This is a genomic window from Caulobacter flavus (genome assembly GCF_003722335.1).
GTDB lineage: Bacteria > Pseudomonadota > Alphaproteobacteria > Caulobacterales > Caulobacteraceae > Caulobacter > Caulobacter flavus.
Genome location: NZ_CP026100.1, coordinates 4,557,789 through 4,583,585, shown reverse-complemented (window position 1 = coordinate 4,583,585; position 25,797 = coordinate 4,557,789). Strand labels below are relative to the sequence as shown.

General features: G+C 70.6%; 26 protein-coding genes and 1 tRNA gene. 14 read left to right on the top strand and 13 right to left on the bottom strand.

Translation table 11 applies throughout. The features are described 5' to 3' along the window. Positions 1–35: 35 nt before the first annotated feature. From glmU to C1707_RS20830, 9 genes are all read left to right on the top strand, one after another. Positions 36–1,406: a bifunctional UDP-N-acetylglucosamine diphosphorylase/glucosamine-1-phosphate N-acetyltransferase GlmU gene (gene glmU / locus C1707_RS20870; protein WP_101714731.1), complete on the top strand. Its 1,371-nt coding sequence runs from the start codon at positions 36–38 to the stop codon at positions 1,404–1,406. Then, positions 1,403–2,083, top strand: a complete 681-nt coding sequence (gene rpiA / locus C1707_RS20865; protein WP_101714732.1) for a ribose-5-phosphate isomerase RpiA — start codon at positions 1,403–1,405, stop codon at positions 2,081–2,083. The genes glmU and rpiA overlap by 4 nt, the downstream gene beginning before the upstream one ends. A gap of 51 nt (positions 2,084–2,134) precedes the next feature. After that, on the top strand, positions 2,135–3,532 hold the full coding sequence (gene gor, locus C1707_RS20860) for a glutathione-disulfide reductase (RefSeq protein ID WP_101714835.1): 1,398 nt from the start codon (positions 2,135–2,137) through the stop codon (positions 3,530–3,532). Further along, the gene (locus tag C1707_RS20855; RefSeq protein WP_101714733.1) at positions 3,529–4,776 is read left to right on the top strand and encodes an O-antigen ligase family protein; all 1,248 of its coding nucleotides are present in this window, start codon (positions 3,529–3,531) and stop codon (positions 4,774–4,776) included. The genes gor and C1707_RS20855 overlap by 4 nt, the downstream gene beginning before the upstream one ends. A gap of 83 nt (positions 4,777–4,859) precedes the next feature. Further along, positions 4,860–6,239, top strand: a complete 1,380-nt coding sequence (locus C1707_RS20850; protein WP_101714734.1) for a class II 3-deoxy-7-phosphoheptulonate synthase — start codon at positions 4,860–4,862, stop codon at positions 6,237–6,239. A gap of 200 nt (positions 6,240–6,439) precedes the next feature. Next, complete coding sequence (locus C1707_RS20845; RefSeq protein WP_101714735.1) at positions 6,440–8,230, top strand: long-chain-acyl-CoA synthetase; 1,791 nt, start codon at positions 6,440–6,442, stop codon at positions 8,228–8,230. Then, a complete protein-coding gene (locus tag C1707_RS20840; protein ID WP_101714836.1) occupies positions 8,227–9,051 on the top strand; it encodes an alpha/beta hydrolase in 825 nt (274 codons plus the stop codon). Before C1707_RS20845 ends, C1707_RS20840 begins: the two co-directional genes overlap by 4 nt. A gap of 146 nt (positions 9,052–9,197) precedes the next feature. Continuing rightward, positions 9,198–9,554, top strand: a complete 357-nt coding sequence (gene panD, locus C1707_RS20835) for an aspartate 1-decarboxylase (protein ID WP_058347267.1) — start codon at positions 9,198–9,200, stop codon at positions 9,552–9,554. After that, complete coding sequence (locus C1707_RS20830; protein ID WP_101714736.1) at positions 9,554–10,018, top strand: hypothetical protein; 465 nt, start codon at positions 9,554–9,556, stop codon at positions 10,016–10,018. Before panD ends, C1707_RS20830 begins: the two co-directional genes overlap by 1 nt. A 61-nt stretch (positions 10,019–10,079) precedes the next feature. On the opposite strand, the gene C1707_RS20825 is transcribed toward C1707_RS20830, so the two are convergent. Beyond that, positions 10,080–10,820, bottom strand: a complete 741-nt coding sequence (locus C1707_RS20825) for an SIMPL domain-containing protein (protein ID WP_101714737.1) — start codon at positions 10,818–10,820, stop codon at positions 10,080–10,082. Positions 10,821–10,981: 161 nt separating this feature from the next. Here C1707_RS20825 and C1707_RS20820 point away from each other — a divergent pair. Beyond that, positions 10,982–11,057, top strand: a tRNA-Ile gene (locus C1707_RS20820). 8 nt (positions 11,058–11,065) lie between these two features. Here the strand turns inward: C1707_RS20820 and C1707_RS20815 are convergent. After that, a complete protein-coding gene (locus tag C1707_RS20815) occupies positions 11,066–11,260 on the bottom strand; it encodes a DUF3606 domain-containing protein (RefSeq protein ID WP_101714738.1) in 195 nt (64 codons plus the stop codon). Between the two features lie 531 nt (positions 11,261–11,791). After that, positions 11,792–11,917, bottom strand: coding sequence for a hypothetical protein (locus tag C1707_RS27020; protein ID WP_276310639.1), 126 nt, complete (start codon positions 11,915–11,917; stop codon positions 11,792–11,794). On the opposite strand from C1707_RS27020, the gene C1707_RS20810 reads away from it, so the two are divergent. From C1707_RS20810 to C1707_RS20795, 4 genes are read left to right on the top strand one after another with little or no spacing between them, the layout of a single operon-like run. Continuing rightward, positions 11,868–12,368 carry a Csu type fimbrial protein gene (locus C1707_RS20810; RefSeq protein ID WP_101714739.1) on the top strand — a complete coding sequence of 167 codons (501 nt, stop codon included), beginning with the start codon at positions 11,868–11,870 and terminating at the stop codon, positions 12,366–12,368. The two genes, C1707_RS27020 and C1707_RS20810, sit on opposite strands and share 50 nt — an antisense overlap. A gap of 1 nt (position 12,369) precedes the next feature. Next, complete coding sequence (locus tag C1707_RS20805; protein WP_101714740.1) at positions 12,370–13,077, top strand: fimbrial biogenesis chaperone; 708 nt, start codon at positions 12,370–12,372, stop codon at positions 13,075–13,077. Continuing rightward, positions 13,055–15,454, top strand: coding sequence for a fimbria/pilus outer membrane usher protein (locus tag C1707_RS20800; protein ID WP_101714741.1), 2,400 nt, complete (start codon positions 13,055–13,057; stop codon positions 15,452–15,454). Before C1707_RS20805 ends, C1707_RS20800 begins: the two co-directional genes overlap by 23 nt. After that, positions 15,429–16,424 (top strand): Csu type fimbrial protein, encoded by a 996-nt coding sequence (locus C1707_RS20795; protein ID WP_101714742.1) that lies wholly within the window; start codon positions 15,429–15,431, stop codon positions 16,422–16,424. Before C1707_RS20800 ends, C1707_RS20795 begins: the two co-directional genes overlap by 26 nt. Here C1707_RS20795 and C1707_RS20790 read toward each other — a convergent pair. The 10 genes from C1707_RS20790 to C1707_RS20745 are packed head-to-tail and all read right to left on the bottom strand — an operon-like array spanning position 16,418 to position 25,773. After that, the gene (locus C1707_RS20790) at positions 16,418–16,921 is read right to left on the bottom strand and encodes a tyrosine phosphatase family protein (protein ID WP_101714743.1); all 504 of its coding nucleotides are present in this window, start codon (positions 16,919–16,921) and stop codon (positions 16,418–16,420) included. The two genes, C1707_RS20795 and C1707_RS20790, sit on opposite strands and share 7 nt — an antisense overlap. Continuing rightward, complete coding sequence (cobS, locus tag C1707_RS20785; RefSeq protein WP_240633762.1) at positions 16,918–17,676, bottom strand: adenosylcobinamide-GDP ribazoletransferase; 759 nt, start codon at positions 17,674–17,676, stop codon at positions 16,918–16,920. Before cobS ends, C1707_RS20790 begins: the two co-directional genes overlap by 4 nt. Beyond that, the gene (cobT, locus tag C1707_RS20780) at positions 17,673–18,698 is read right to left on the bottom strand and encodes a nicotinate-nucleotide--dimethylbenzimidazole phosphoribosyltransferase (RefSeq protein WP_180896955.1); all 1,026 of its coding nucleotides are present in this window, start codon (positions 18,696–18,698) and stop codon (positions 17,673–17,675) included. The genes cobS and cobT overlap by 4 nt, the downstream gene beginning before the upstream one ends. After that, positions 18,695–19,651, bottom strand: a complete 957-nt coding sequence (cbiB, locus tag C1707_RS20775) for an adenosylcobinamide-phosphate synthase CbiB (protein WP_101714744.1) — start codon at positions 19,649–19,651, stop codon at positions 18,695–18,697. The genes cobT and cbiB overlap by 4 nt, the downstream gene beginning before the upstream one ends. Continuing rightward, a complete protein-coding gene (locus tag C1707_RS20770; RefSeq protein WP_101714745.1) occupies positions 19,644–20,441 on the bottom strand; it encodes an ABC transporter ATP-binding protein in 798 nt (265 codons plus the stop codon). Before C1707_RS20770 ends, cbiB begins: the two co-directional genes overlap by 8 nt. After that, positions 20,438–21,424: a FecCD family ABC transporter permease gene (locus tag C1707_RS20765; protein ID WP_101714746.1), complete on the bottom strand. Its 987-nt coding sequence runs from the start codon at positions 21,422–21,424 to the stop codon at positions 20,438–20,440. Before C1707_RS20765 ends, C1707_RS20770 begins: the two co-directional genes overlap by 4 nt. Then, positions 21,421–22,269, bottom strand: coding sequence for an ABC transporter substrate-binding protein (locus tag C1707_RS20760; protein WP_240633761.1), 849 nt, complete (start codon positions 22,267–22,269; stop codon positions 21,421–21,423). The genes C1707_RS20765 and C1707_RS20760 overlap by 4 nt, the downstream gene beginning before the upstream one ends. A gap of 2 nt (positions 22,270–22,271) precedes the next feature. Next, a complete protein-coding gene (gene cobO / locus C1707_RS20755) occupies positions 22,272–22,880 on the bottom strand; it encodes a cob(I)yrinic acid a,c-diamide adenosyltransferase (RefSeq protein ID WP_101714748.1) in 609 nt (202 codons plus the stop codon). Continuing rightward, on the bottom strand, positions 22,877–23,863 hold the full coding sequence (gene cobD, locus C1707_RS20750) for a threonine-phosphate decarboxylase CobD (protein WP_101714749.1): 987 nt from the start codon (positions 23,861–23,863) through the stop codon (positions 22,877–22,879). Before cobD ends, cobO begins: the two co-directional genes overlap by 4 nt. Beyond that, positions 23,863–25,773 carry a TonB-dependent receptor plug domain-containing protein gene (locus C1707_RS20745; RefSeq protein WP_101714750.1) on the bottom strand — a complete coding sequence of 637 codons (1,911 nt, stop codon included), beginning with the start codon at positions 25,771–25,773 and terminating at the stop codon, positions 23,863–23,865. The genes cobD and C1707_RS20745 overlap by 1 nt, the downstream gene beginning before the upstream one ends. Between the last annotated feature and the right edge of the window lie 24 nt (positions 25,774–25,797).

Genomic DNA, 25,797 nt, shown 5'->3' with positions numbered 1-25,797 from the left:
ATGCAACTTTGGTTCGCTTCGGAGTCGCCCGGGTCATGACCACGACCGCCCTCTCTCGTCCGCGCGCGGCGGTGATCCTGGCCGCGGGCCAGGGCACCCGGATGAAGTCGCCGACGCCCAAGGTGCTGCACAAGGTCGGCGGCCGGCCCATGCTCGACCATGCGATCGACGCCGCCGAAGCCCTGGGCTGCGAGCGCATCGTGGTCGTCGTGGGCGCCCACAGCCCGCAGGTCGGCGAACACGCCCGCAAGCGCCTGGGGCCGAACGCCACCGTCGTGCAGGATCCGCCGCTGGGCACCGGTCACGCCGTGCTGGCGGCGAGGGAAGCGCTGGCCGACTTCGACGGCGACGTCGTCGTCACCTATGCAGACTGCCCGCTGCTGACCGCGCCGGTGATCGCCCCGCTGTTCGACCTGCGCGCCGCCGGCGCCGACGTGGCGGTGCTGGGCTTCGAGGCCGCCGACCCTGGCGCTTACGGCCGCCTGGTGCTGGCGCCGGGCCAGGTTCTGCTGCGCATCGTCGAGGCCAAGGACGCCGAGCCCGCGGTCCTGGCCCTCAAGCACTGCAATTCGGGCGTGCTGGCCGCCGACCGCGCCCAGCTGTTCGACCTGCTGGCCGCCGTCGGCAACGACAACGCCAAGGGCGAGTACTACCTCACCGACATCGTCGGCATCGCCCACGACCGCAAGCTGGCCACCCGCGCCACCTTCGCGCCGGAGGCGGCCGTGCAGGGCGTCAATTCCCAGGCCGAGCTGGCGGCCGCCGAGGCTGTCTGGCAGGCCGGCCGCCGCGCGGCCCTGATGACCGAGGGCGTGACCATGCCCGCGCCCGAGACCGTCCACCTGTCGTGGGACACCAGCATCGCGGCCGGCGTCACCGTCGAGCAGTTCGTGGTGTTCGGCGCCGGGGTCAGCGTCGCCTCGGGCGCGGTGATCAAGGCCTTCAGCCACCTGGAAGGCGCCAGCGTCGGGGAGGGTGCTCTGATCGGTCCGTACGCCCGCCTGCGTCCAGGCGCTGAGATCGGCGCCGAGGCTCACATCGGCAACTTCGTCGAGGTCAAGAAGGTCAAGGTCGGCGCCGGCGCCAAGGCCAACCACCTTTCCTATCTGGGCGACGGCAGCGTCGGCCCGAAGGCCAACATCGGCGCGGGCACAATCTTCTGCAATTACGACGGGTTCGAGAAGTTCGAGACCCATGTCGGCGCGGGCGCCTTCATCGGATCGAACTCGGCCCTGGTCGCGCCGGTTCGCGTCGGCGACGGCGCCATGACCGGTTCGGGCTCGGTGATCACCGCCGACGTGCCGGCCGGCGACCTGGCCCTGAGTCGCGCGGCGCAGACCATCAAGACCGGGTGGGCGGCCAAGTTCCGCGCCCTGAAACAGGCCAAGAAGGACAAGAAGGCATGAGCGCCGACGCACAGAAGAAGGCTTCGGGCGAAGCCGCCGCCCTGCTGGTGGAGCCGGGCATGGTCGTGGGCCTGGGCACCGGCTCGACCGCCGCCTGGTTCGTCAAGGCGCTGGCCGCCCGCAAGCTCGACATCCGCGGCGTGCCGACCTCCGAGGCGACCGCCAGCCTGGCTCGCGAGCTCGGCATTCCGCTGGTGGCCCTGGACGACGTCATGTCGATCGACCTGACCGTCGACGGCGCCGACGAGATCGGCCCGGGCCTGTCCCTGATCAAGGGCGGCGGCGCGGCCCTGCTGCGCGAGAAGCTGGTCTGGGAAGCCTCCAGGCGCTGCGTGGTCATCGCCGACGCCGCCAAGCACGTGAAGGTGCTGGGCAAGTTCCCGCTGCCGATCGAGGTCGTGCGTTTCGGCCATTCGCACACCGGCCGCCGGCTGGCCGACATCGCCGCCGAGTTCGACCTGCCGCCGCCGCGCCTGCGCATGGCCGACCGCGGCGTCGTCGTCACCGACGGCGGCAACGTGATCTACGACATGGCGTCAGGCGCGATCGCCGATCCGGCCGCCCTGGCCCAGGCCCTGAAGACCGTCACCGGCGTCGTCGACCACGGCCTGTTCCTCGACCTGGCCGACGAGGCCCTGGTCGGAACCGACGAAGGGGTGGTCAAGCTTCTGCCTTGATCCCATATCCCGATCCCGTCGCTTTAAGTTCGCTTTGATCCGGAGCCGATGATGGCTGAGTACGACTTCGACCTCTTCGTCATCGGCGCTGGCTCGGGCGGCGTGCGCGCCGCGCGGCTGGCGGCCCTGTCGGGCGCCAAGGTGGCCGTGGCCGAGGAGTATCGGGTCGGCGGCACCTGCGTGGTGCGCGGCTGCGTGCCCAAGAAGTTCATGGTCTACGCCAGCGAGGTCTCCAGCCAGCTGAAGACAGCCAAGGGCTATGGCTGGACGATCGGCGAGGCCAGCTTCGACTGGAAGACCTTCCTGCACGACAAGGACGTCGAGATCGCGCGGCTGTCGGGCATCTACGTCACCAACCTGCGAAAGGCTGGCGCCCACCTGCTGCACGGCAAGGCCCGCATCCTCGACGCCCACACCGTCGAGGTGCTGCCCAAGGAAGGCTCGGAGGGCGACGCGGGCCGCTACACCGCCAAGCGTATCCTTGTCGCCACCGGCGGCCGCCCGGTGCGCCCGGAGTTCGAGGGCGCCGAGCACGGCATCACTTCGGACGAGGCCTTCCACCTGCCGACCCTGCCCAAGCGGGTGCTGGTGGTGGGCGGCGGCTACATCGCCGTGGAGTTCGCGGGTATCTATGCCGGCCTCGGCGTCGAGACCACGCTCTGCTATCGCGGCTCCAACATCCTGCGCGGCTTCGACGACGACGTTCGCGCCCACCTCGCCGACGAGATGGAGAAGCGCGGGATCAAGGTCGTGCTGGGTTGCTCGCACAAGTCGATCGAGAAGACCGACGCCGGCCTCGTCAGCACCTTCAACAACAACCTGACCTTCGAGAGCGACGTCGTCCTGTTCGCCACCGGCCGCGACCCCTACGTCGAAGGCCTGGGCCTCGAGAACGCCGGGGTGAAGCTGAACGACAAGGGCGCGATCGCCGTCGACGCCCATTCGAAGACCAACGTCGACAGCATCTGGGCCGTCGGCGACGTCACCGACCGCATCAACCTGACGCCGGTGGCGATCCGCGAGGGCGCGGCCTTCGCCCAGACCGAGTTCTACGGCAACCCCACCAGCTTCGATCACGACCTCGTCGCCTCGGCGGTGTTCTCGCAGCCGCCGATCGGCGCGGTGGGCATGAGCGAGGCCGAAGCCCGCCACGCCTTCGGCAAGGTCGACATCTATCGCGCCGTCTTCCGGCCGATGAAGGTCACCTTCTACGGCGGGCAGGAGCGGGCGCTGATCAAGCTGGTGGTCCGGCAGGACAACGAGCAGGTCGTCGGCGTGCACGTGGTCGGCCCCGACGCGCCCGAGATCATCCAGATGGCCGCCATCGCCGTGAAGATGGGCGTCACCAAGCCGCAGTGGGATTCCACCTGCGCGGTGCACCCGACCCTGGCCGAGGAACTGGTGACAATGCGCGAGAAGTACGTCCCGGCCGAGGTGGGCGGCGTATGACCACGACCTCCGCCGGTTCGGAGAAGGGCACGCCCTGGCTGACGGGGGTCATGGTCTTCGTCTTCGTGATGACCCCGCTGCTGGGTTATCTCGCCCAGCTGGGCTTCGCGCCGCTGATGGCGCTGGCAGGCCTTCTGGTGCTGCCGGTAATGGGCCGTCCCAGGACGCCGACCGCCCCGGCGCTGATCCTCCTGCTGCTCGCGATCTGGGCGGCCGTCAGCATGACGTGGAGCCCGGCGGCCCCGCCGGCGGGCAGCCTCAAGGACTACGGCGACGTCGAGAAGGTGACGGCCGTGAAGCTGTTCCTGCAGCTGGCCCTCTACGGCGCCGCGGTCGCCGCGGCCCTGCGCCTTTCGGCGCGCGGGGCCGATCGCGTCGCGACGGTGATGGGGTTCGGCGTGCTGGCACTGGCCGTCTTCGTCGGCCTCGACGCCCTGACCGGCGCGGCCATGTTCCAGAAATTTCGGGTGCTGACCGGCGATCCGATCCGGCCCGACCTGGCCAAGGTCAAGATCTCCATCGGCTGCTACGTGATGGCCGTGATGTTCTGGCCGGCGGCGGCGGCTCTGCTGCGACGGGGAAAGCGGGCGAGCGTGGTCCTGCTTCTGGTCGGCGTGCTGATGGCCTCGCTGCTGTCGAGCGCCGACTCGTGCCTGGTGGCCCTCGCGGCGGGCGGCGCGGTCTGGCTGATGATCAAGGGTCTGGGCAAGGTCGGCGGACGCCTGCTGACCCTGGCCGTGGCCATCCCGTTCGTGTTCGCCCCGATCGCCGTGCTCTGGGCGATCCAGGCCGGTTTCTGGGGCTGGCTGCACGGCCTGGTGCCGCCGTCCTGGGACGCGCGGCTCAACATCTGGGCCTTCACCGCCGACCACGTCCAGGATCATCCGTTCCGGGGCTGGGGCCTCGACGCCAGCCGCACCTTCGGCGACGCCATCCCGCTGCACACCCACAACGCCCAGCTTCAGCTGTGGCTCGAACTGGGCGCGGTCGGCGCGGCCCTGGCCGGGGCCTTCTTCTGCTGGCTGGCGCATGGCGTCACCCGAACGGCCGAGACCGACCGCGGCGCGGCGGCGATGACCGGCGCGGCCCTGACGAGCTACCTGGTGATCGGGGCCCTCAGCTTCGGCGTCTGGCAGGAATGGTGGATCGCCGTCGGCGCCCTGGCCGTCGTCGCCTGCGCGGCGGTTCGTCTATCGAGCGGCGAATACAATGACGAGTTGGTCGAAATTTCCTCGATCGGCTAGAATACGATCGTTTCCCGCACGATTTTTGCTTTTGCCCCGAGGGTGCGCTATGAGCGCTCCCTTTTAGAACCTTCGAGAAGATCATGACCGCCCGGTGGACCCCCGCGACCTGGAGAGCCAAACCCGCCAAGCACGTGCCGACCGATTATCCGGACGCGGCCGCCGTGGATCGGGTCGAGCAGACGCTTCGCCAGATGCCGCCGCTGGTGTTCGCGGGCGAGGCGCGCCGGCTTAAGTCGCTGCTCGGCGACGTGGCCGAAGGCAGGGCCTTCCTGCTGCAGGGCGGAGACTGCGCCGAGAGCTTCAAGGAGTTCCACGCCGACAACATCCGCGACACCTTCCGCCTGATCCTGCAGATGGCGGTGGTGCTGACCTTCGCCGGCGGCAAGCCGGTGGTGAAGGTGGGCCGCATCGCCGGCCAGTTCGCCAAGCCGCGCTCCGAACCGATCGAGACGATCGGCGAGACGACCCTGCCGTCCTATCGCGGCGACATCATCAACGGCATGGACTTCAACGAAGCCGAGCGCGTGCCGGACCCCGATCGCCTGCTGAAGGCCTACGGCCAGTCGGCGGCGACCCTGAACCTGCTGCGCGCCTTCGCCAGCGGCGGCTATGCCGACCTCTACAACATCCATCGCTGGACCCTGGGTTTCGTCGGCGACAGCCCGCAGGGCGCGCGCTACCGCGAGCTGTCGGAGAAGATCTCCGAGGCCCTGACCTTCATGTCGGCCGTCGGCGTCACGCCCGACACCCAGCCCGACCTGAAGCGCGTGGAGTTCTTCACCAGCCACGAGGCCCTGCTGCTGGGCTTCGAGGAAGCCATGACCCGCGTCGATAGCACCTCGGGCGACTGGTACGACACCAGCGCCCACCTGCTGTGGATCGGCGAGCGCACCCGCCAGCTGGACGGCGCCCACATCGAGTTCATGCGCGGCGTGAAGAACCCGATCGGCCTCAAGTGCGGCCCGACCATGGAGGGCGACGACCTCCTGCGCCTGATCGACGTGCTGAACCCGAACAACGAGCCGGGCCGCCTGACGCTGTACGGCCGCTTCGGTTCGGACAAGATCGCCGACCGCCTGCCGCGCCTGATGAAGGCCACCAAGGCCGACGGCCGCGCCGTGGTCTGGGCCACCGACCCGATGCACGGCAATACGCTGAAGGCTTCGACCGGCTACAAGACCCGTCCGTTCGACCGCATCCTTTCCGAAGTGAAGACCTTCGTGGAAGTGGCCCATTCGGAAGGCGTGCATCCGGGCGGCGTGCACCTGGAGATGACCGGCCAGAACGTCACCGAATGCCTGGGCGGCGCTCGCGCCGTGTCGGAGACCGACCTGGCCGACCGCTACCACACCCACTGCGACCCGCGCCTGAACGGCGAGCAGGCCCTGGAATTGGCGTTCCTGGTGGCCGAGAAGCTGAAGGCGGCTCGCGACGATCAGCGCAAGGTCGCCAACGGCTGACCTTAAGGTCAATCTCGAATCCGAGACCAAAGGGGCCCCGTGGATCAGTTCCACGGGGCCCTTTCAATAGTGCCCTTACGGCATGCGAAAAGATTTGTCGCAATTGCGAGGTTGCTTTTCGCAGATGCACACTCAAGACCTTCCAGCGACTTGACCGCTAGCCCGGCGCTCTCCAATGGTTGTTTGAAGGGAGTGAATTTATGCGTCTGCAGGCCAAGTTGAAGCGCGAGTGGCGGTTCCTGAAGGGACTGACCCGCACCCTCAAGCGTGTGAAGTCGATCGCGCCCGACAGCGACAACCTGATCTGCGACGATCTGGAAGCGGCGGTCGACAAGTGGCGGGACAACCCCGCCATCACGTTCGAAGGCAAGACGATCACCTACGCCGAGCTGGACGCGATCGCGAACCGCTACGCGCACTGGGCCAAGGGCCAGGGTATCACCCGCGGCCAGACCGTGGCGCTCTTCATGCCCAACCGGATCGAGTACCTGGCGATCTGGTACGGCCTTTCGAAGGTCGGCGTCGCCACGGCTCTCATCAATAACCAACTGACGGGCGCCGCGCTGGCGCACTGCCTCAACATCTCCCAGGCGCTGCACTGCATCGTCGACCCGGAGACCTCGCCCTGCTTCGAGGACGTCAAGGATCAGCTCGGCCGCCACATCCAACAATGGGTTCTGGGTCCGGCGCACGGCGACCAGCGCGACCTGGTCAACGCTCTGAAGAGCTGCAGCCAGCTGCGGCCCGACCGCCTGACGGCCCGTGACGGCCTGCTGGCCAAGGACACCGCGCTCTACATCTTCACCAGCGGCACGACGGGCCTGCCCAAGGCCGCGCGCATCACCCACATGCGCGCCCAGCTCTACATGCGCGGCTTCGCCGGCTCGACCGACTCGCGCGCCTCCGACCGCATCTACGTGACCTTGCCGCTCTATCACGCCACCGGCGGCCTCTGCGCCATGGGCGCGGGCCTGCTGAACGGCGGCAGCATCGTGCTGCGCAAGAAGTTCTCGGCCACCCACTTCTGGAGCGACGTGGTCAGCGAGAACTGCACCATGTTCGTCTATATCGGCGAGCTGTGCCGCTACCTGGCCAACCAGCCCGAGAACGAGTTCGAGCGCGCCCACAAGCTGCGCCTGATCTTCGGCAACGGCCTGCGTCCGGACGTCTGGGACGACATGCTCGACCGCTTCAAGGTCGGCGGGGTGCTGGAGTTCTACGGCGCCACCGAAGGCAACGTGTCGCTGTTCAACTTCGACGGCCGCCGCGGCGCGATCGGCCGGGTGCCAGGCTATCTGAAGAAGAAGTTCAACATCCGCATCGTCAAGTTCGACGTCGAGACCGAGACGCCGGTGCGCGGCCCCAGTGGCTGCTGCATCGAGGTCAAGCCGGGCGAGATCGGCGAGTGCATCGGCCATATCGCCAGCGACGCGCGCTCCAACTTCACCGGCTACGCCGACAAGGCGGCGACCGAGAAGAAGGTGCTGCACGACGTCTTCCAGAAGGGCGACGCCTGGTTCCGCACCGGCGACCTGATGCGCCAGGACGGCGACGGCTACATCTACTTCGTCGACCGCATCGGCGACACCTTCCGCTGGAAGGGCGAGAACGTCGCCACCAGCGAGGTGTCCGAGCGCCTGGCCGGCTTCCCGGGCGTCAAGGAGATCAACGTCTACGGCGTGCCGGTGGGCGACCTCGACGGCAAGGCCGGCATGGCCTCGCTGGTCGTCGGTCCCGAGTTCGCGATCGACAACCTGGCCGAATATGTCGACCGCGAGATGCCCGCCTACGCCCGTCCGGTGTTCGTGCGCCTGCAGCCCGAGATCGAGACCACCGGCACCTTCAAGTACCGCAAGATCGACCTGGTGAAGGAGGGCTTCGACCCGGCCGTCATCAAGGATCCGCTGTACTTCCGCGAGCCCGGCAAGGGCTATGTGAAGGTCACCAAGACCGTCCACGCCAAGATCCTGGCCGGCGGGTTCAAGCTCTGAGCCTGGCGGAGGCCTGGTCGCCGCTGGCGATCTTCGCCGCGCTGACACCCAAGGACCCCGCGCGCCGCCTGGCGCGCGGGGCTTCCTATGGCGGCCACCCTCGCCAGAAACTCGACGTCTACGCGCCGTCCCAAGGCGAGGCGGGGGAGTGGCCGGTGCTGGCGTTCTTCTACGGCGGAGCCTGGAACTCGGGCCGCCGGGCCGACTACGGCTGGGCCGCGCGCGCGCTGGCGGCGCAAGGCTTCCTCGTCGTCGTGCCGGACTACCGGCTCTATCCCGAGGTCCGCTATCCGGCCTTCCTGGAGGACGCGGCGCTGGCCGTGCGCTGGACGACCGAGCACGCAGCCGCTCTTGGCGGCGATCCCGCGCGCCTGTCCCTGGCCGGGCATTCGGCGGGGGCCTACATCGCCGCCATGCTGGCTCTGGATCCGTCCTGGCTGGCGAGCGCCGGCGTCGCCCCTGGCGCGGTTAAGGCCTTCGCCGGCCTCTCCGGGCCCTATGCCTTCCTGCCGCTCGACGGGCCGATCACCACCCGCACCTTCGGGCACGTCGAAAACCTGCCGGCCACCCAGCCGACCAGCTTCGCCCGCGCCGACGCGCCGGCCGCCTTCCTGGCGACGGGGGAGGGCGACACGACGGTCCGGCCGCGCAACACCCGCAAGCTGGCCAAGGCCCTGCGCGAGGCCGGCGCGACCGTCGAGGAGCAGGTCTATCCCGGCCTCGACCACGCCGCGCCGCTGCTGGCGCTGTCGCGATCCTTCCGGCGCAAGGCCCCGGTGCTGGTCCGGGTGACGGACTTTCTGAAGGTCCAGACCGGCTGATCCGACGCGACCATCCACCGCGCCTTGCTGCGCTGCGATTGAACGCGCGGCCCATCCTGTCTATATGGCCGTGACTGAACGCGGGTCATGTGTGTGGCGACCTCGCGAAATCCCAGTGTTTCAACGAGATAAGAAGGGGCGTCGCCATGCTTCTGACCATGATGAAGGCCAAGCTGCACCGCGCCACGGTGACCCAGGCCGACCTCGACTACGAAGGTTCGATCGCCATCGACCGCGACCTGCTGGACGCCTCGGGCATCCTGCCGAACGAACAGGTCGACGTGCTCAACATCACCACCGGCGCGCGCTTCACCACCTACGCCATCGAGGCCCCGCGCGGCTCCAAGGTGATCGGCGTCAACGGCGCCGCCGCCCGCCTGGTGCAGAAGAACGACACCGTCATCGTCGTCACCTACTGCCAGATGCCGGCCGAGGAGGCGCGCAACTACGCCCCGACCGTCGTGCTGCTCGACGAGGGCAACGTCATCAAGCAGGCCGCCTGATGCGGTCCGGCGCCGCCCTGGCTCTTGCTCTGGTCGGCGCCCTGGCGCTGGCCGGCTGCGGTCCCAAGCTGCCCAAGGGCGTCGACGAGGACGCCCTGACCCAGGCCGTGGGCCGCGCCATCGGCTCGCCCTCGACCTGCGTGCTGATCGCCGAGCCGGGCGGCAAGGTGCTCTGGACCGGCGGCGGGTACATCTCGTGCGCCCGCAACCTGCCGACCTGCGAGGGCAAGACCTCCACGGCCCAGGACGTGCTGAAGGCCAGCCTCGCCGGCGAGGCCAGGTTCATCAGCTGCGACAGCTCGGCGACCAACCGCGTGGGCTGGGCCATGGGTCCGGTGCCGGCGGGCAAGGGCCGCCAGGCCTCGGGCCTGCGCTACCTCGCGGTCATGGAGGGCGAGCGCGCCCTGCCGGGCATCGAGATCCAGGACCGCGTCGAGCGGGCCTTCGTCCGCGCCGGCTTCTGACAAGAAAAACCTCGCTCCCGGCAGGGAGCGAGGTTTCCAGCTTCGACGCTGACCCCGGCGCCTACTGGCGCGCCTCGTAGGTCGCGCTGACCTCGATCCGCACCTTCAGTTCGCCGCCCGAGATCGCAGTCGAGTCGGCCATCTCGCGCTTGGCCATGGCGAACATCGGCACGGGCTGCGGCGAGGGCGTGTAGCCGCCGGCCTCGTTCAGGCTGACCAGGCGCACCACCTTGTAGCCGGTGGCGCGGGCGTAGAGGTCGGACTTGGCCTTCAGGGCCTCGACCGCCTTTACGCGCGCCTCGTCCTCGGCCTTCTGCGGGTTCTGCAGGCCGAAGCTGATGCCGCTCACGGTGTTGGCGCCGGCCGATGCCGCCGCGTCCACCGTCTGGCCCAGCTTGGACAGGTCGCGCGCCAGGATCGTCACCTGGTTGCTGGCCTGGTAGCCGGTCAGGCGGGGCGGCTGGTTCTGCTCGTAGACGTACTGCGGATTGACGTTGAGGTTCGAGGTCTGGATATCGCGCTCGGCGACGCCGGCCTTCTTCAGCGCCGCCATCACCTTGTTCATCGCCGCGCCGTTGGCCGACAGGGCCGCCGCGGCGCTGGCGCCTTCTGTCTGCACGCCCAGGGTGATGGTGGCCATGTCGGGGGCGACCGCGGTCTCGCCGGCAGCCGACAGGTTGAAGGTCGTGGCGCGGAACGCCGCGTCGCCGTCGGTCTGGGCCGCGGCGGGGACGGCCGACACGGCCAGGACGGCGACGCCGGCGGCGATCAGGGCCGGAACGGTCGAGCGGGTGCGGATCATGGTTCTTGTTCTCCTGCGCGCGGGGACACGACAGTGCGTCGACCCGCGATTGGTTCCCATGTCGCAAAATCAACCTGAACCGCACCTTTAAGCCGCGTGCAGCCCATGCTAATCGACGCGTCCTCGCTAGCGCCGACTCTCCGACGTCCGCGCGACCCTGGGGGCCTGTAGCTCAATGGTTAGAGCCGACCGCTCATAACGGTCTGGTTGGGGGTTCGAGTCCCTCCAGGCCTACCACCGCCCCCTCAGCTGTTGCTCCCCAGATACCTGCGCACTTCCTCCACCGACGCGCCTGCGTGTTCGCAGGCGGTGTGGAGCTGTTCCTCGCTGACGCCGAGGGTCTCGGTCCAGTAGCGGACGCTGCGGGGCTCCTGCAGGTCGATGGTCTTGTCGGCGCCGTCGGCGGGCAGGGCGGACGGGACGGATCGGACGTGGGGCATGGCTGGCTCCTCCGCTGAAGGAAGCCGCGAAGCGCCGCCGTGTTCCATGCGGGCGCGGCGTGCGGCCGCCGCCTCGCCTGTCGGGGCTGCGGCGAGACGGCGGCCGGGCGGCCTCGGGGCTGGGGAGGAGGGCCGCGCCGTTCGAGGGGCGGTGCGGTGGAGCGCCTGTCGAACGTCGATATCCTGCTCGCCGCGACGCCGCGATGCTTGGAGAATGGCGGCCGGTTTTGTCGAAAGCCGGCCCGGCGGCGTCGAAATCGGCGCTCGAACCGCTCCCCATGGGCCGTCGAAGGCTGCGACATAACGTCCCTCATCGCGACGTCGCGCGGCTGACGCCAGCTACTTTCATTCATGTCAGTCGCTCGCGATATAACGGCGTTCAAAAATCGGCGTTTCCCTTTGTGCTCAACCAAAGCAGGTCCCGAAAATTGACATTTCTCCACTTCCGGGGGAGGTGGATTCTTCGACTCTCCACTTAGGGGAGCGCGACTTCCGCGACCGGCTGTCGCAGCTAGTCCTAATGCTCGTTAATCACTCGGCAACGGCGAGCGCCGCAAGTCTTACGCGAGTGAGATCCTGTTCGAATTTCCAGAAGGGGCGGCCGGACATGAAGAAAATAGCGACTTCAGTTTTCGTCGTTGGAACGATGGCGTTCATGGCGATATCTGGTTCGGCGACTGCTGCGACGGCGTCGAGTTCCTTTCAGGTCAACTTGACCATTCAAGGCGAATGCAAGGTGCAGTCGGCTTCGAATGTTGACTTCGGCTCACGCGGGGTCATCGACGCCAACATCGACACCACCAGCACGATCGGCGTGCAGTGCACCAATTCCACGCCCTATACGGTCGCGCTGAGCGCCGGGGCGGGCACCGGGGCCACCGTGGGCGCGCGCAAGATGACCAGCGCCGCCAACGACACGGTCGGCTACGCGCTCTACCGCGACGCGAGCCGCACCCAGGTCTGGGGCGTGACCCAGAACGTCGACACCCAGGCCGGCACCGGCAACGGCGCCGTGCAGTCCTATACCGCCTACGGCCGTGTCTCGGCCCAGACGACGCCGGCCCAGGGCGCCTACAGCGACCTCGTGGCGGTGACGATCACCTACTGAGATGCGTACGGTCGTCCTCCTGGCCGGCCTGGCCCTGGCCGCGCTCGGCGGCGCGCAGGCGACCGCCGCGTCGCTGCGCGTCAGCCCCGTGAGCCTGGACCTGCCCGCGGGCCAGAACGCGACGACCCTGACGCTGCAGAACGACGACGCCGCGCCGCTGAACGTCCAGATCCGGGTGTTCCGGTGGACGCAGGCCGGCGGGCGAGACGTCCTGACCCCCGCAACCGGCGTGGTCGCCAGCCCGCCGATCGCCAAGGTCGAGCCGGGCGCCAGCCGCACCGTTCGCGTCGTCCGGCTGGACGGCCGTCCGCCCGAGGGCGAGGAATCCTACCGCCTGATCGTCGACGAACTGCCGCCGCCGCTCAGTGAGTCCGGCCGGCAGGTCACCCTTCTGATGCGCCACTCCATCCCGCTGTTCTTCGGATCGAGCCGCGAGCGGCCCCGGATCGAATGGCGCCTGCAGTCGTCCGAGGACGGCGGCGCGGCCCTGGTCGGCCGCAACACCGGCGCTCGCCGCCTGCGCCTGGCCAATCTGCGGATCGGCGACGCCTCCGGCGCGGTCCTTGCCGAACGCAAGGGCCTGGTGGGCTATGTTCTGCCCGGAGCGGAAGTCTCCTGGCCCGCGGGGGCCTTCCAGCCCGCCGCCGGGGTTCGGCTGATCGCCGACACCGACACCGGGCCTATCGATGCGCCGCTCAAGAGCGACTGAGGCGGCCCTTCTGAGCGCCGTCTTCGCCGCCTGCGGGGCCAGCGCCCTGGCCCAGGACCTGCCGCTCCCCGATCTCAAGGCCGTCGCGACCCTGCGCGAGGACCTGCAGCTCGAAGTCTGGATCAACGGCCGCAACACCGGTCTGGTCGCGGCGGTGGAGCGCGAGGCCGACGGCCGCCTGCGGATGCGGGCGGACGAGATGCGCGCGGTTGGGCTGGAGGCTTCCGGCATGGGCATGGTGGAGCTGGCCGCGAACCAGGGGCTTTCGGCGGCCTACGACGACGCCGGCCAGCGCCTGATGGTCACCGCCGACATCGACCAGCTGGCGATCCAGCGCTTTGACCTGTCGGTGCGCCGCGAGACCGCCGGCGCGCCCCGCCAGGACCTGGGCGCGGTGCTCAACTACATCCTCTCGGCTGACGCCGGCCAGGTCGACGCCGACGACGCGCTGGGCGTGGACGCCATCGGGCTGGCCCTCGACGGCCGTGTCTTCGGCCGCTTCGGCGCCCTGGCCAGCGGCGTGTCGGCCAGCCACGTCGGCGACGAGACCCGCATCGTGCGGCTCGACACCACCTGGTCCTGGTACGATCCCAAGCGGATGCTGGGCCTGCGCGGCGGCGACTACATCAACGGCGGATTCGCCTGGACGCGGCCCATCCGCATGGCCGGCTTCCAGGTGCGCCGCGACTTCGCCACTCGGCCCGACATCGTCACCATGCCGTCGCCGCGCCTGGCCGCCACGGCCGCCGCGCCCTCGACGCTGGAGCTCTATGTCAACGACAGCCGGATCCTCAGCCGGCCGGTGGGGGCGGGACCCATCCGCATCGACGGCCTGCCGTCCGCCCAGGGCTACAGCAACGTGCGGCTGGTGCTGGCCGACGCCGCCGGTCGCCAGGTGGCGGTGGATGCGCCGTTCTTCGCCACGCCGCTGCTGCTGCGCAAGGGACTGGCCGACTTCTCGGCCGAGGCGGGGTTCGCCCGTCGCGGCTTCGGCGTGGAGTCGGCCGACTACGCCGGGTCGCCGATCGTCTCGGCCAGCCTGCGCTACGGGGTGCGCGACGCCCTGACGGTCGAGGGACATGTGGAAGCCGGCGCCGGGCTCGTGCAGGGCGGAGCCGGCGCGACGGTTCAGGTGGGTGGGCTGGGCGTGGTCTCGGCCTCGCTCGCCGCCAGCCACGTCGACGACCGCGGCGGCGCGCTGGCGGCCATGGTCTTCGACAGCCGGTTCGCCGGCTTCTACGTCTCGGGCATGAGCATGCGGGCGTCGGACGGCTACCGCGACCTGGCGTCGGTGACGTCGCGCCCGTCCTTCTATCGCAACTGGAGGATGGCCGGCGACGAGCCGCCGCGCGCCATCGACCAGGTCACCGTCTCGACGCCGCTTCGCCTCGCGCGGCTGATGCGAGACGGCGACGTCCCTGTGCTCAGCGCCTCTTACAGCGCCCAGACACCCGCCTCGGGACCCCGCCGCCAGGTCTGGAGCGGTTCGCTGCGCCATACCCTGGCCGATCGGGTCACGGCCTATGTGACCGCCTACGCCAGCCGGGGCGAGCGCCGCGACGCGGGCGCGTTTCTCGGCATCTCGATACCGCTTGGCTCCTCGGGTTCGGCGACGGCCGGCGTCCAGGCCCAGGGCGGCGACACCATCGCCTTCGTCGAGGCCAGCCGCGCCGAGACCCAGGCCCAGGGCAGCTACGGCTGGCGCGGCCGCATCGAGCAGGGCGCGCAGCAGGGCGCGGAACTGCAGGGCGCCTATCGCGGCCGCAACGCCCGCGTCTCGGGCGCTGTGCAGTACGCCGACGGCGCCGCGCGCGGCCAGGTGCAGGTCGAGGGCGCCGTGGCCTGGCTGGGCGGCGTGGGCGCGGCGACCAACCGGCTGGAAGGCTCCTTCGCTCTGGTCGAGGTCGGAGCGCCCGACGTGCCGGTGCTCTACCAGAACCAGAAGGTAGGCCGCAGCGACCGCAACGGCCGCCTGCTGGTGCGCAATCTCGAGGCCTTCGAGGTCAACCGCCTGTCGATCGACAGCCAGGACCTGCCGCTGGAGCTGGAGGCCGACCAGACCGAACGCACCGTCACGCCCATGGCCGGCGGCGGCGCCATCGTCCGCTTCGGCGTGGGCAAGAGCCCGCCGGCCGTGCTGCTGACCCTCCATCGGCCTGACGGCGGCTTCGTGCCGCCGGGCGCCGAGGTGATCCGTCCCGGCGTGACCGAGCGCGCGATCGTCGGCTACGATGGCCAGACCTTCCTGACCGGGGCGATCGCCGACGGCGACCTGCGCGTCGTGGTCGAGGACGGGAACGAATGCGTCGCGCGCCTGGTTCTGGGCGCGGCCGCCAGCGAGGGAGGCCGGCATGTCGTCGACGCCGTCTGCCGCTAGGTTCTGGCGCCTGCGCCTGATGGCGCTGGCCGGGTTGCTCGTCGTCGCCCTGGCCTGGTTCGGCGCGCCGTCCAGGGCGCAGGCCGCAGCCAGCTGCACCGCCTCGATCAACAGCGTGAACCTCGGCTCGACCCTCAGTCCGCTGACGGCGGGCACGGTCGACGCCACCGCGACGCTCAACTTCAGCTGCACGGGCCTTGGATCGTTGCTGAGCTATTCGCTGTGTCCCAACCTCGACGCCGGTTCGGGCGGCAGCAACGGCGCGGGTCAGCGCTACATGGTGGGTCCTGGCGGGGCGACCGTGGGGTTCCAGATCTACCAGGACGCGGCCCGCACCCAGACATGGGGCTCGTCGGCGCTGCTGGTGTTCGGCACGGTGCCCACGATCACCGCCAGTCCGGGGACAGGCACCTCGATCAACGTCAACCAGACCGTCTATCTGCGCCTGTCGACCACGGCCACCACCGTTCCGGGCGCCTACTCGACCAGCTTCGCGGGCCAGAACTTCTTCTGGGGCCTCAATCTGCTGACCTGCGCGGGCGTGACCATCGGCTATCCGGTCGTGCCGGCCACCTTCACCTTCAGCGCCACGCTGATCCCCGACTGCACGATCTCGACCGGCAATCTCAGCTTCGGCAATGTCGGGGTGCTCAGCGCCGCCAAGGACGCCCAGACCAGCATGTCGGTGACCTGCACCAAGGACACGCCCTACGCCATCGGGCTCGACAACGGCCAGCAGGGAACCTCGGCCACCGCTCGGCGCATGAAGGCCGCTAGCCAGTACGTCACCTACGGCATCTACAAGGACGAGGCCCGGGGATCGCCCTGGGGAACCGGCGCCGGGCTGACGGTCGGGGGAAGCGGCACCGGCGGGGCCCAGCCGCTGACGCTCTATGGCCGTGTCCCGGCCCAGACCACGCCGTCGCCCGCGACCTATGGCGACCAGGTGATCGCGACGGTCACCTACTGAGAGAGGTCCCAGGCGAAGGCCTCGCCCTCGAAGGCCTCGGCGCCGCGACCGATGGCGGCGATGGCCGAGATCATGCGCCCCTGCCGCTTCAGCGCCGCGTCGGCCAGGGCGACCATCAGCGGGTTGGGCGTGGCCGAAGGCGATAGCGTCCGCAGGGCCCGCGCCAGGTCGGCCTCGTCGCGATGCGGGGCCAGCCGGCAGGCCAGGACGAAGGCCGCCGCGGTAGAGCGGCTTACCCCGGCATAGCAGTGCAGCAGCAGCGGCCGGTCGCCGTCCCAGCCGTCGGCGAAGGCCAGCAGGCTGTCGATCATCGCCTCGTGCGGCGCTATCAGGCCCTCGCGCGGTTCGGCGATGTCGTGGAAGGCCAGGTGCAGGCGTTCGGCGTTCGAGACGTCCGGCGGCTCGGCGGCTGGCGACAGCAGGCTGACCACGTGCGAGGGCGCATGCGCGGCCAGGTGCGCGTCCAGCCGGTTCAGCGGGCAGACGGCCAGGATCATGCCAGCACGGCGGCCAGGCCCAGCAGGGCGCCCAGTTCGGCCAGCTGCTCGACGGCGCCCAGCACGTCGCCGACATAGCCGCCGATCAGGCGGCGGGCGAGCAGGGCCATGGCCACGGCGAAGACCGCCGCCAGGCCGACGGCGGCCAGGGCGCCGATCGGCGGCGCCAGCAGCAGCGGCCACAGGCCCAGGATCGCGGCGACCAGCACCTCCAGAGGCTTCACGCCGTCGGGGGCGGGCTTGTACTTGGCGTCGGCGCGGTCGCTCACGTGGGGCAGGGCGGTCATGGTCGCCACGGCGGCGAGGCGGCCGATGCCGTGGGCGGCCAGCAGAGCCAGGGCCGCGTCCATCGGCGCCAGGCTGGCCAGGGTCGCGGCCTTGGCGCCCAGCACCACGATCAGCGCGAGCACGCCGTAGGTCCCGACCCGGCTGTCCTTCATGATCTCAAGGCGACGCTCGGGCGTCTGGCCGCCGCCCAGGCCGTCTGCGGCGTCGGCCAGGCCGTCCTCGTGGAAGCCGCCGGTCAACAGCAGGCCCGCGCCCAGCGCCAGCAGGGCCGGAACCCAGCCGTTCCAGATCTGGGCGGCCGCCAGCAGCACCAGAGCGCCGAGCCCGCCGACCAGCAGGCCGACCAGCGGGAAATAGCGCGCCGAACGGGTGATCCAGTCGGGCTCGAAGCCGCGCAGGGACGGGGTGGGCAGCCGGGTCAGGAACTGCACCGCGCAGAGCAGCAACTGAACCTGGCGGCCGATCATCCCAGCACGTCCGCGAGGTCGGCGACGTCGGTCAGCAGGTTGGCGGCCGCCGCCAGCAGCGGCGCGGCCAGCACCGATCCGGTGCCTTCGCCCAGCCGCAGGCCGAGATCGAGCAGAGGCTCGACGCCCAGCGCCGTCAGCATCGCCGCGTGGCCCTTCTCGGCCGAGCCGTGGGCGAACACGCAGTAGTCCAGCGCCTCGGGCGCCAGGCGAACGGCCGCCAGGGCCGCGGCGCTGGCGATGAACCCGTCGACCAGCACGGGGCGCCGGCGCGCGGCCGCGCCAAGCACCGCGCCGGCCATCATGGCGATCTCGCAGCCGCCGAACTCGGCGAGCACAGAGAAAGGGTCCTCGGCGTCGCTGCGGGCGGCGGCGCGGGCGATGGCGGCGGTCTTGCGGGCCAGGCCCTCGGCGTCGTGGCCCGTGCCCTGGCCGACACAGGCGTTCAGCGGCGCGGGCGCCAGCCGGTGCATCATCAGGGCGGCCGCCGAGCTGTTGCCGATACCCATCTCGCCGATGGCCAACACGTCGGCCTCGTCGAGAGCCCGGCCGGCGATCTCGATCCCGCGCGTCAGCGCCAGGCGCGTTTCCTGCGGCGTCAGCGCGGCTTCGCGGGCGGCGTTGCGGCCGCCCAGGCGAACCTTGGCGTCGATCAGGTCGGGATGGGCGGGCAGGTCGGCGGCGACGCCGGCGTCGACCACCTTCACCGACACGCCGGTGGCCTTGGCGAAGGCGTTGACGCTCGACCGCCCCGACAGGAACAGGCCGACCATCGCCACGGTGACGGCGGACGGATAGCTGGAGACGCCTTCCTGCGTCAGGCCGTGGTCGCCAGCGAACACCAGCAGGGCGGTGCGGCCGGCGCGGGGCGCAAGACTGTCCGCGATCAGGCCCAGGCGCACCGCCAGGTCCTCGATCCGGCCCAGCGAGCCCGGCGGCTTGGCCTTGCCGTCCAGCTTCGCGCGCAGCTTGGGCTCCAGCGTTCGGTCGACGGCGGCGATGGACGGCGGGACGAAGGTCATAGGGTCAGTCTCCAGCCGCCCAGGCACAGCAGGGCCACCAGCAGCCACAGCAGGGCGCAGGCGCGGCGATAGATCCGCAAGCCCCGGCGCAGGTCGGTCAGGTCCGGCGCGCGCCCATCGCCGAAGCTGGGGCGCTGGGTGGTCTCGCCATCGTAGCGGGCCGGGCCGCCCAGCCTGACGCCAAGCGCGCCGGCCATGGCCGCCTCGGGCCATCCGGCGTTGGGCGAGGCGTGCTTGCGGGCGTCGCGGCGCATGATCGCCCAGCCCTTCCAGCCCGCGCCCAGGCAAATCAGCACGCCGGCCAGGCGCGCGGGAACCCAGTTCATGACGTCGTCTGTCCTGGCGGCCGCCCAGCCGAACGAGCGCCAGCGCGGCTCCATGTGGCCGATCTGGCTGTCGGCGGTGTTCACCGCCTTGTAGGCGAACAGGCCCGGCAGGCCGAACAGGGTCAGCCACGAGGCCGGCGCGACGACCCCGTCGTTGAAGCTCTCGGCCAGGCTCTCCAGGGCCGCGGCGGTGACGCCGTGCAAATCAAGGTCTTCGACATCGCGCCCGACGATGCGGCTCACCGCCTCGCGGGCGGCGGGCAGGTCGCCGGCCTCCAGCGGGTCGAGGACGGCCATCACGTGCTGGTGCAGGCTGCGTTGGGCCAGTCCCAGCGTCGCCAGCAGCGCCACGGCCAGGGTGGCCAGCAGGCCGCTGTCGAACGCCGCCTCCAGGATGCTGCCGACCAGGATCGCGGCGCCGACAAAGATCGCCATCGTGACCACGCCCAGTTCCTTGCGGCGCAGCTCGGAGGTCTCGGGCCGGTTCCATCGCCGCTCCATCGCCTCGATCGCCTTGCCGATCCAGGTCACCGGATGCGGCAGGACCTTGTGCAGGCCCTGCGGGTAACCCACCAGGGCCTCGATCAGCAGGGCCAGCGGAGGCGCGAGCAGCAGCGGTTCAGCCATGGCGTCCCACGAGTTCGATCAGCGGACCCGACTGGCCCTCGACCACTCTTGCCGTGACTCCATAGGCGCGGGCCAGCACGTCGGGCGTCAGGGCCTCGCGCGGCGGACCGTCGGCGATCAATCGGCCATCGACCAGCACCAGCACCCGGTCGGCCAGCCGCGCGGCGATGGCCAGGTCGTGCAGGGTCATGATCACCCCCTGGCCGGCCTGCGCCGCGAAGCCGCGCATCAGGTCCACGGCGTCCAGCTGGTGACCGGGATCCAGGCCCGCCAGCGGCTCGTCAGCCAGTAGCCAGCTGGGCTCGCCGGCCAGCACGCGGGCGAACAGGGCGCGGCCGCGCTCGCCGCCCGACAGGCTCTTGACCTCGCGACGGGCCAGGCCTTCCAGGTCGGTGTGCTTCAGCGCGCGGGCCACGGCCAGGCGGTCGGCTTCCGACAGGCCGCGCATGCCGCTGTGGGCCGAGCGGCCGATCCCGACCAGGGTCTCGACGTCGACGGCCCAGGCCACTTCCGGCGTCTGCGGCAGGAAGCCGATCCGGCGAGCGCGCTCGCGGTGCGGCAGGGCGGCCAGCGGCGCGCCGTCCAGGCTGACGGCGCCGGCGTCGGGCTTGCGCAGACCCGCCAGGCAGGCCAGCAGGGTCGACTTGCCCGCGCCGTTGGGGCCGACCACGGCGGTGACCTCGCCGGCTCGGAACGTGGCGGAAACCCCGTGCAGCACGGCGCGGCCGCCCAGGGCGACGTTGAGGTTCTCGGCGGAAAGCGTGGCGGCGGGGAAAGGGGCGGCGGTCATGCGAGCCTCCGGCGCATGGAGATCAGGAGGGCCAGGAAGAACGGCCCGCCGACGGCGGCGGTGGCCACGCCCAGCCGCATCTCGGCGGCCGAGGGAGTCAGCCGCACCACGATGTCGGCCGCCAGCACCAGGGCCGAGCCGGCCAGGGCGGCGGGCACGAGCAGGGCGCCCGGCCGGTGTCCGACCAGGGGGCGCACCAGGTGCGGGGCGATCAGGCCGACGAAACCGATCAGGCCGGTCACCGCCACGCTGGCGCCCGAGGCGATCCCGACGCCGACCGCCAGGATCACCCGCACCGCCGACAGGTTGACGCCCAGCGCCGTCGCCCCGGTCTCGCCCAGGGTCAGGGCGTCCAGCGCCTTGCGCAGGGTCAGCAGGACGGCGAGGCCGACGATGATCAGCGGCACGGCCAGACGCACCTCGTCGACGCTGCGATCGGCCAGCGAGCCCAGAAGCCAGCTGATGATCTCCTGCGCCGCCCACGGGTTGGGAGCGAGCGACAGGGCCAACGCCACGCCGGCGCTGGCCACGGTGTTGAGGATCACGCCGGCCAGCAGGAAGGTCACCGTACCCCCCGTGGTGCCGGCCAGGGCCAGCATCAGCACCACGCCCAGGCCCGCGCCCAGGATCGCGCAGGCCGGCAGCAGCCAGGTCGCGGTGAAGGCCAGGCCCAGATAGAGGCTCATCACCGCGCCCAGGGCGGCCATGGACGACACGCCCAGCACGCCCGGATCGGCCAGCGGGTTGCGGGTGTAGCCCTGCATGGCCGCGCCCGACAGGCCCAGCGCCGCCCCGATGGCCACGGCCAGCACGGTGCGCGGCAGGCGCAGTTCGAAGATGATCGCCCAGCGCGGATCGGCGCGGTCGACCCAGGCGCTCCACGGCGCCCAGACCCTGCCGCTCATCAGCGACAGGCCGAACAGTACGGCTATGGCCAGCAGGAGGCCGCCGATCAGCAGCCGGGAACGGCGGGAATGGCTCATGCGCGGGCCTTCAGGACTTGGCGGCGGGCGGCCGCCAGGGTGGCGGCGGTGTCGATCAGGGTCGGGCCGCCGCAATAGAGCAGCCGTTCGGGGAAGGTGGCGCGGGTCATGCGGTGGCTTACCTTGGCCAGGGCCGGGTGGCTCAACATGCGCTCGGCCCAGGTCGGTGCGTCGGGACGCGCCTGGCCGGCCAGCAGCACCTGCGGCGGATCGGCCAGCAGGCGTTCGAGCGAGACGTTGCCCCACTTTTTCAGGCCGTAGCGGCTGGCGACGTTGGTGAAGCCGGCCCGCTTCATCATCTCGTCGACCAGCGTGCCTTCGCCGGCGGCGAAGCCGTTGGGCTGGAACACCAGCGCCTCCAGCGGCCGCGAGCCTGGCGGCGGGGCCGACGCGGCCAGGGCCCGGTCGATGCGGGCGATCAGCGCCTCGCCGCGATCGACGTGGCCGGCGGCCTGGGCGATCCGGCGGATGTCGGCCTGGTTCTCGGTCCAGCTGTTGGGTACCTTGAAGAGCTCGGCCCGCACGCCCAGACGCTTCAGCGCCGCCCGCGTGGCCGGCGAGGAGTGGGCGGCGCTCAGCACCACGTCGGGCCGCAGCGCGATCACCTCCTCGGCGCTCTCGTAGGTGATTGGATAGCTCTTGGCGCGCTCGGCTATGCTCGACTGCTGCGGGTCGCGGGCGTAGTGGCTCAGCGCCGCGATCTGGTCGCGGTCGGCCACCTCCACCAGCACGCCGTCCAGGCACGGGTTCAGCGAGACGAGGCGAGGCTTGCGGGGGGCGGCGGCCCCCAACCCGACAGCCCCGATCGCCAGGCCCGCGCCCAGCGTCGCGCGGCGGCTGAGCACGGTCAAAACTCGACCCCGCGCTGGGCCTTGAAGCCCTGCTCGAACGGATGCTTGACCAGGGTCATCTCGGTGACCAGGTCGGCGATCTCCAGGAGCTGCGGCTTGGCGTTGCGGCCGGTCAGGCAGACGTGCTTGTCGTTGGGCCGGGCCGTCAGCACCGCCACCACCTCGTCGATGTCGAGATAGTCGTAGCGCAGGGCGATGTTGATCTCGTCCAGCAGCACGAAGTCGAGCGTCGGATCGGCGATCATCGCCTTGGACTCTTCCCAGGCGGCCTTGGCGGCGGCGACGTCGCGCTCGCGATCCTGGGTGTCCCAGGTGAAGCCCTCGCCCATGACGCGGTAGCGCACCTGGTCGGGAAAGCGGCTGAAGAACAGGCGCTCGCCGGTCTTCCACTTGCCCTTGATGAACTGAACCACGCCCACCTGCATGCCCCAGCCCAACGAGCGGGCGACCATGCCGAAGCCGGCCGAGGACTTGCCCTTGCCGTCGCCCGTGTGGACCAGCAGCAGGCCCTTCTCGAGCGTCTTGGTCTTCATCAGCTCTTCGCGCTCGGCCTTCAGCGCGCGCATGGCCTCGGCGTGCTCGGCGTTGACGTGGTCTTCGCTCATCGGGCGGTCTCCAGGGCGGCGGCGAGGCGCGCCCAGTCTGGGTCGAATCCGGGCAGGCCGAAGCGTAGCAGGCCCGCGTCGTGGTCGAAGGGCCTGGTGAGGATCCCGGCGCGGGCCAGGGTCTCGAAGCGGGCCTGGGCGTCGGCGGCGCGGGCCAGGCGGAACAGGCTGGTTCCGCCCGTCACTTCGAAGCCGGCGCCGGTCAGCAGGGCGTCCAGCCGGGCGGCGTCGTCGGCCAGGCTGGCGCGCATGGCGTCGGCCCAGGCGGTGTCGGGATAGGCGGCCAGGCCGGCGGCCAGGGCGGGCGCCGAGAGCGGCCATTCGCCCAGGGTGTCGCGCAGGCGGCGGGCCAGGGCCGGGCGGGCGACGACGAAGCCAAGGCGCAGGCCCGCCAGGCCGTAGAACTTGCCGAACGAGCGCAGCACCACCAACCGCTCGTGGCCCGGCGCGCCGGCGAAGCGCGCGACGGAAAGCGACGGCTCGCACTCGACGAAGGCCTCGTCGACGACCGCGCCGCGCTGGCCCAGCGCCAGCACCGCCCCGGGCGCCAGGCTGCGGCCGTCGGGGTTGTTGGGGTTCACCACCACGCAGACGTCGGCCTGCTCCGGATCGGCGACCAGTTCCGAGCCGACCCGCCGCCAGGCGTGGGCGTGGCTGGAATAGGTGGGGGCGGGCAGGCTGATCCTGCCGCGCGGCAGGATCTTGGGCAGCAGGCGGATCGCCGTCTCGCTGCCGGGCATGGCCACGACCCGGGCCGGGTCGTCGACGCCGAACGTCTTGGCGGCGACGGCTTCGAGTTTCAGAAGGTCGGCCGGATCGGGCAGGCGGCCCCAGTCCTCGAAGGCCTGGGGCGGAACCGGATAGGGGCGGGGATTGATCCCCGTCGACAGGTCGAGCCACGGCGCGGGCGCGTCCGGAAAACGCGCCCGCGCCGCCGCCAGGCGGCCGCCGTGTCCGGAAAGGGACGACGGCGCGCCGGTCATCAGAACTTCGCCCGCACGCCGGCGAAGAAGCCGCGGCCCACCGAGCCGTAGCGGTAGATCGTCTCGTATTCCTTGTCGAAGAGGTTCTCGACGCGGCCGAACACCTCGAACTGCTCGTTGACCGGATAGGCCGCGCGCAGGTCGAACAGGGCGTAGCTCTTCAGGCGGCGGGCGTTGGTGACGTTGTCGTAGCTCTCGCCCACGTACTGCACCGAAACGCCCGTGGTCAGGCCGTTCCTCCAGTCGTAGTCGGCGTTCAAGTTGGCCGTTTCGCTCGGGCGGCGCGGCAGGCGCTTGCCGTTGTTTGTGGCCGAGCGGTTGATCGCGTCCATGTTGGTGTAGTTGGCGGTCACCAGCAGGGCCGAGGTCACCTCGATCGTGGTCTCCAGCTCGACGCCGCTGGTCTCGGTCTTGGCGAAGTTGGCGTAGCCGCCGTAGTTGGGCGGGGTGTTGTTGGAGACGTAGTCGATCTGGTTGGTGATGTCGCGGTGGAACCAGGTCACGCCCGCGCGCACCCGGCCGTTCAGCACGCTGTGCTCGACGCCCAGGTCGACGCTCTCGGACTCTTCCGGCTGCAGGGTGTCGTCGCCGTAGATGCTGTAGAGCTGGTACAGCGACGGGGCCTTGAAGCCTTCGCCGTAGTTGGCGCGGAACACCGTCACGCCGTCGTTCGGCGAGTAGGTCGCGCCGGCCTGGTAGACGGTGGCGTCGCCGAAGGTCGAGTGGTCTTCCTGGCGCACGCCGCCGGTCAGCACCAGGCCCGCCAGCGGCTTGGCCTGCAGCTGCAGGTACAGGCTGTCGGTGCTGGCGGCGTGGCGGTCGGGCTTGGGCGCCGGATCGAAGGTCGACGGCGAGGCGGTGCGGAACCACGAGCGCTCGGTCTCGGCGCCGAAGGTGGCGCGCAGTGCCTGGTTGATCGTCCAGGTGCCCTGGTACTCGAAGCGGCTGTTGGTCCCGCGCGCGTCGAAGGTCTTCGGCACGCTCGAGCTGGGATCGAAGTTGTCGCGGTCGGTCTGGGTGTAGCCGTAGCCGAGGCGGTTCTTCAGGGCGCCGTCGAACGCGCTCAAGCGCACGCCGGCGTAGGACACCAGTTCCTTGGTCTTGCCGTACTCGGGGCTGTCGGCGAAGGCGTAGAGCGGGGCGGGGAAGCCGTCGAACTCGTTCTTGGCCGCGGCGTACGAGGCGCGCAGGTCAACGGCGGCCCAGTCGGTGACGTTCAGGTCCAGGCGGCTGCTGATCGCGGCGTTGTTGTAGCCGTCCTTCTCCTTGCCGCCGTACGACTTGCCGAAGGCCGAGACGCCGTCGGTGGTGTAGTACGCGCCGGCCAGGCGGAAGCCGCCCCAGTCGCCGCCGGTGCTGACGGCGCCGTGGCCGTAGGCGGTGTCGCGCGAGCCGGCCTCGGCCGACATGGTGACGCCCAGCGGGCCGGTCGGCACGGCGGTGATCAGATTGACCACGCCGCCGATGGCCTGGCTGCCCCACAGGGTCGACTGCGAGCCGCGCAGCACTTCGATGCGGTTCAGGTTGCCGGCCAGCAGCGTGGCGAAGTTGTAGCCGCCGCCGGTCGAGGACGGGTCGTTCAGCTTGACGCCGTCGATCAGCACCACGGTCTGGTCGGTCTCAGCGCCGCGGATGCGCAGTTGGGTCGTGCCGCCGACGCCGCCGTTGCGGGTGACGGTGACGCCCGCGGTGCGCGACAGCAGGTCGGAGACCACGACGGCCTGCGACTTCTTCAGGGCCTCGGCGTCGATCACGGTCATGCTGGTCGAAACTTCCGACAGCTTTTCCGGTTCGCGGCCGGCGGTGACGACCACTTGATCGACCGCGGCGACGTCGTCGGCCATGGCGTAGGCGGGCAGGGCGAGGGCGGGAACTGCGGCCGCGAGGGCCAGCAGGGAAACAAGGCGCATGTCGTTCCTCCGTGCGCGACAAGA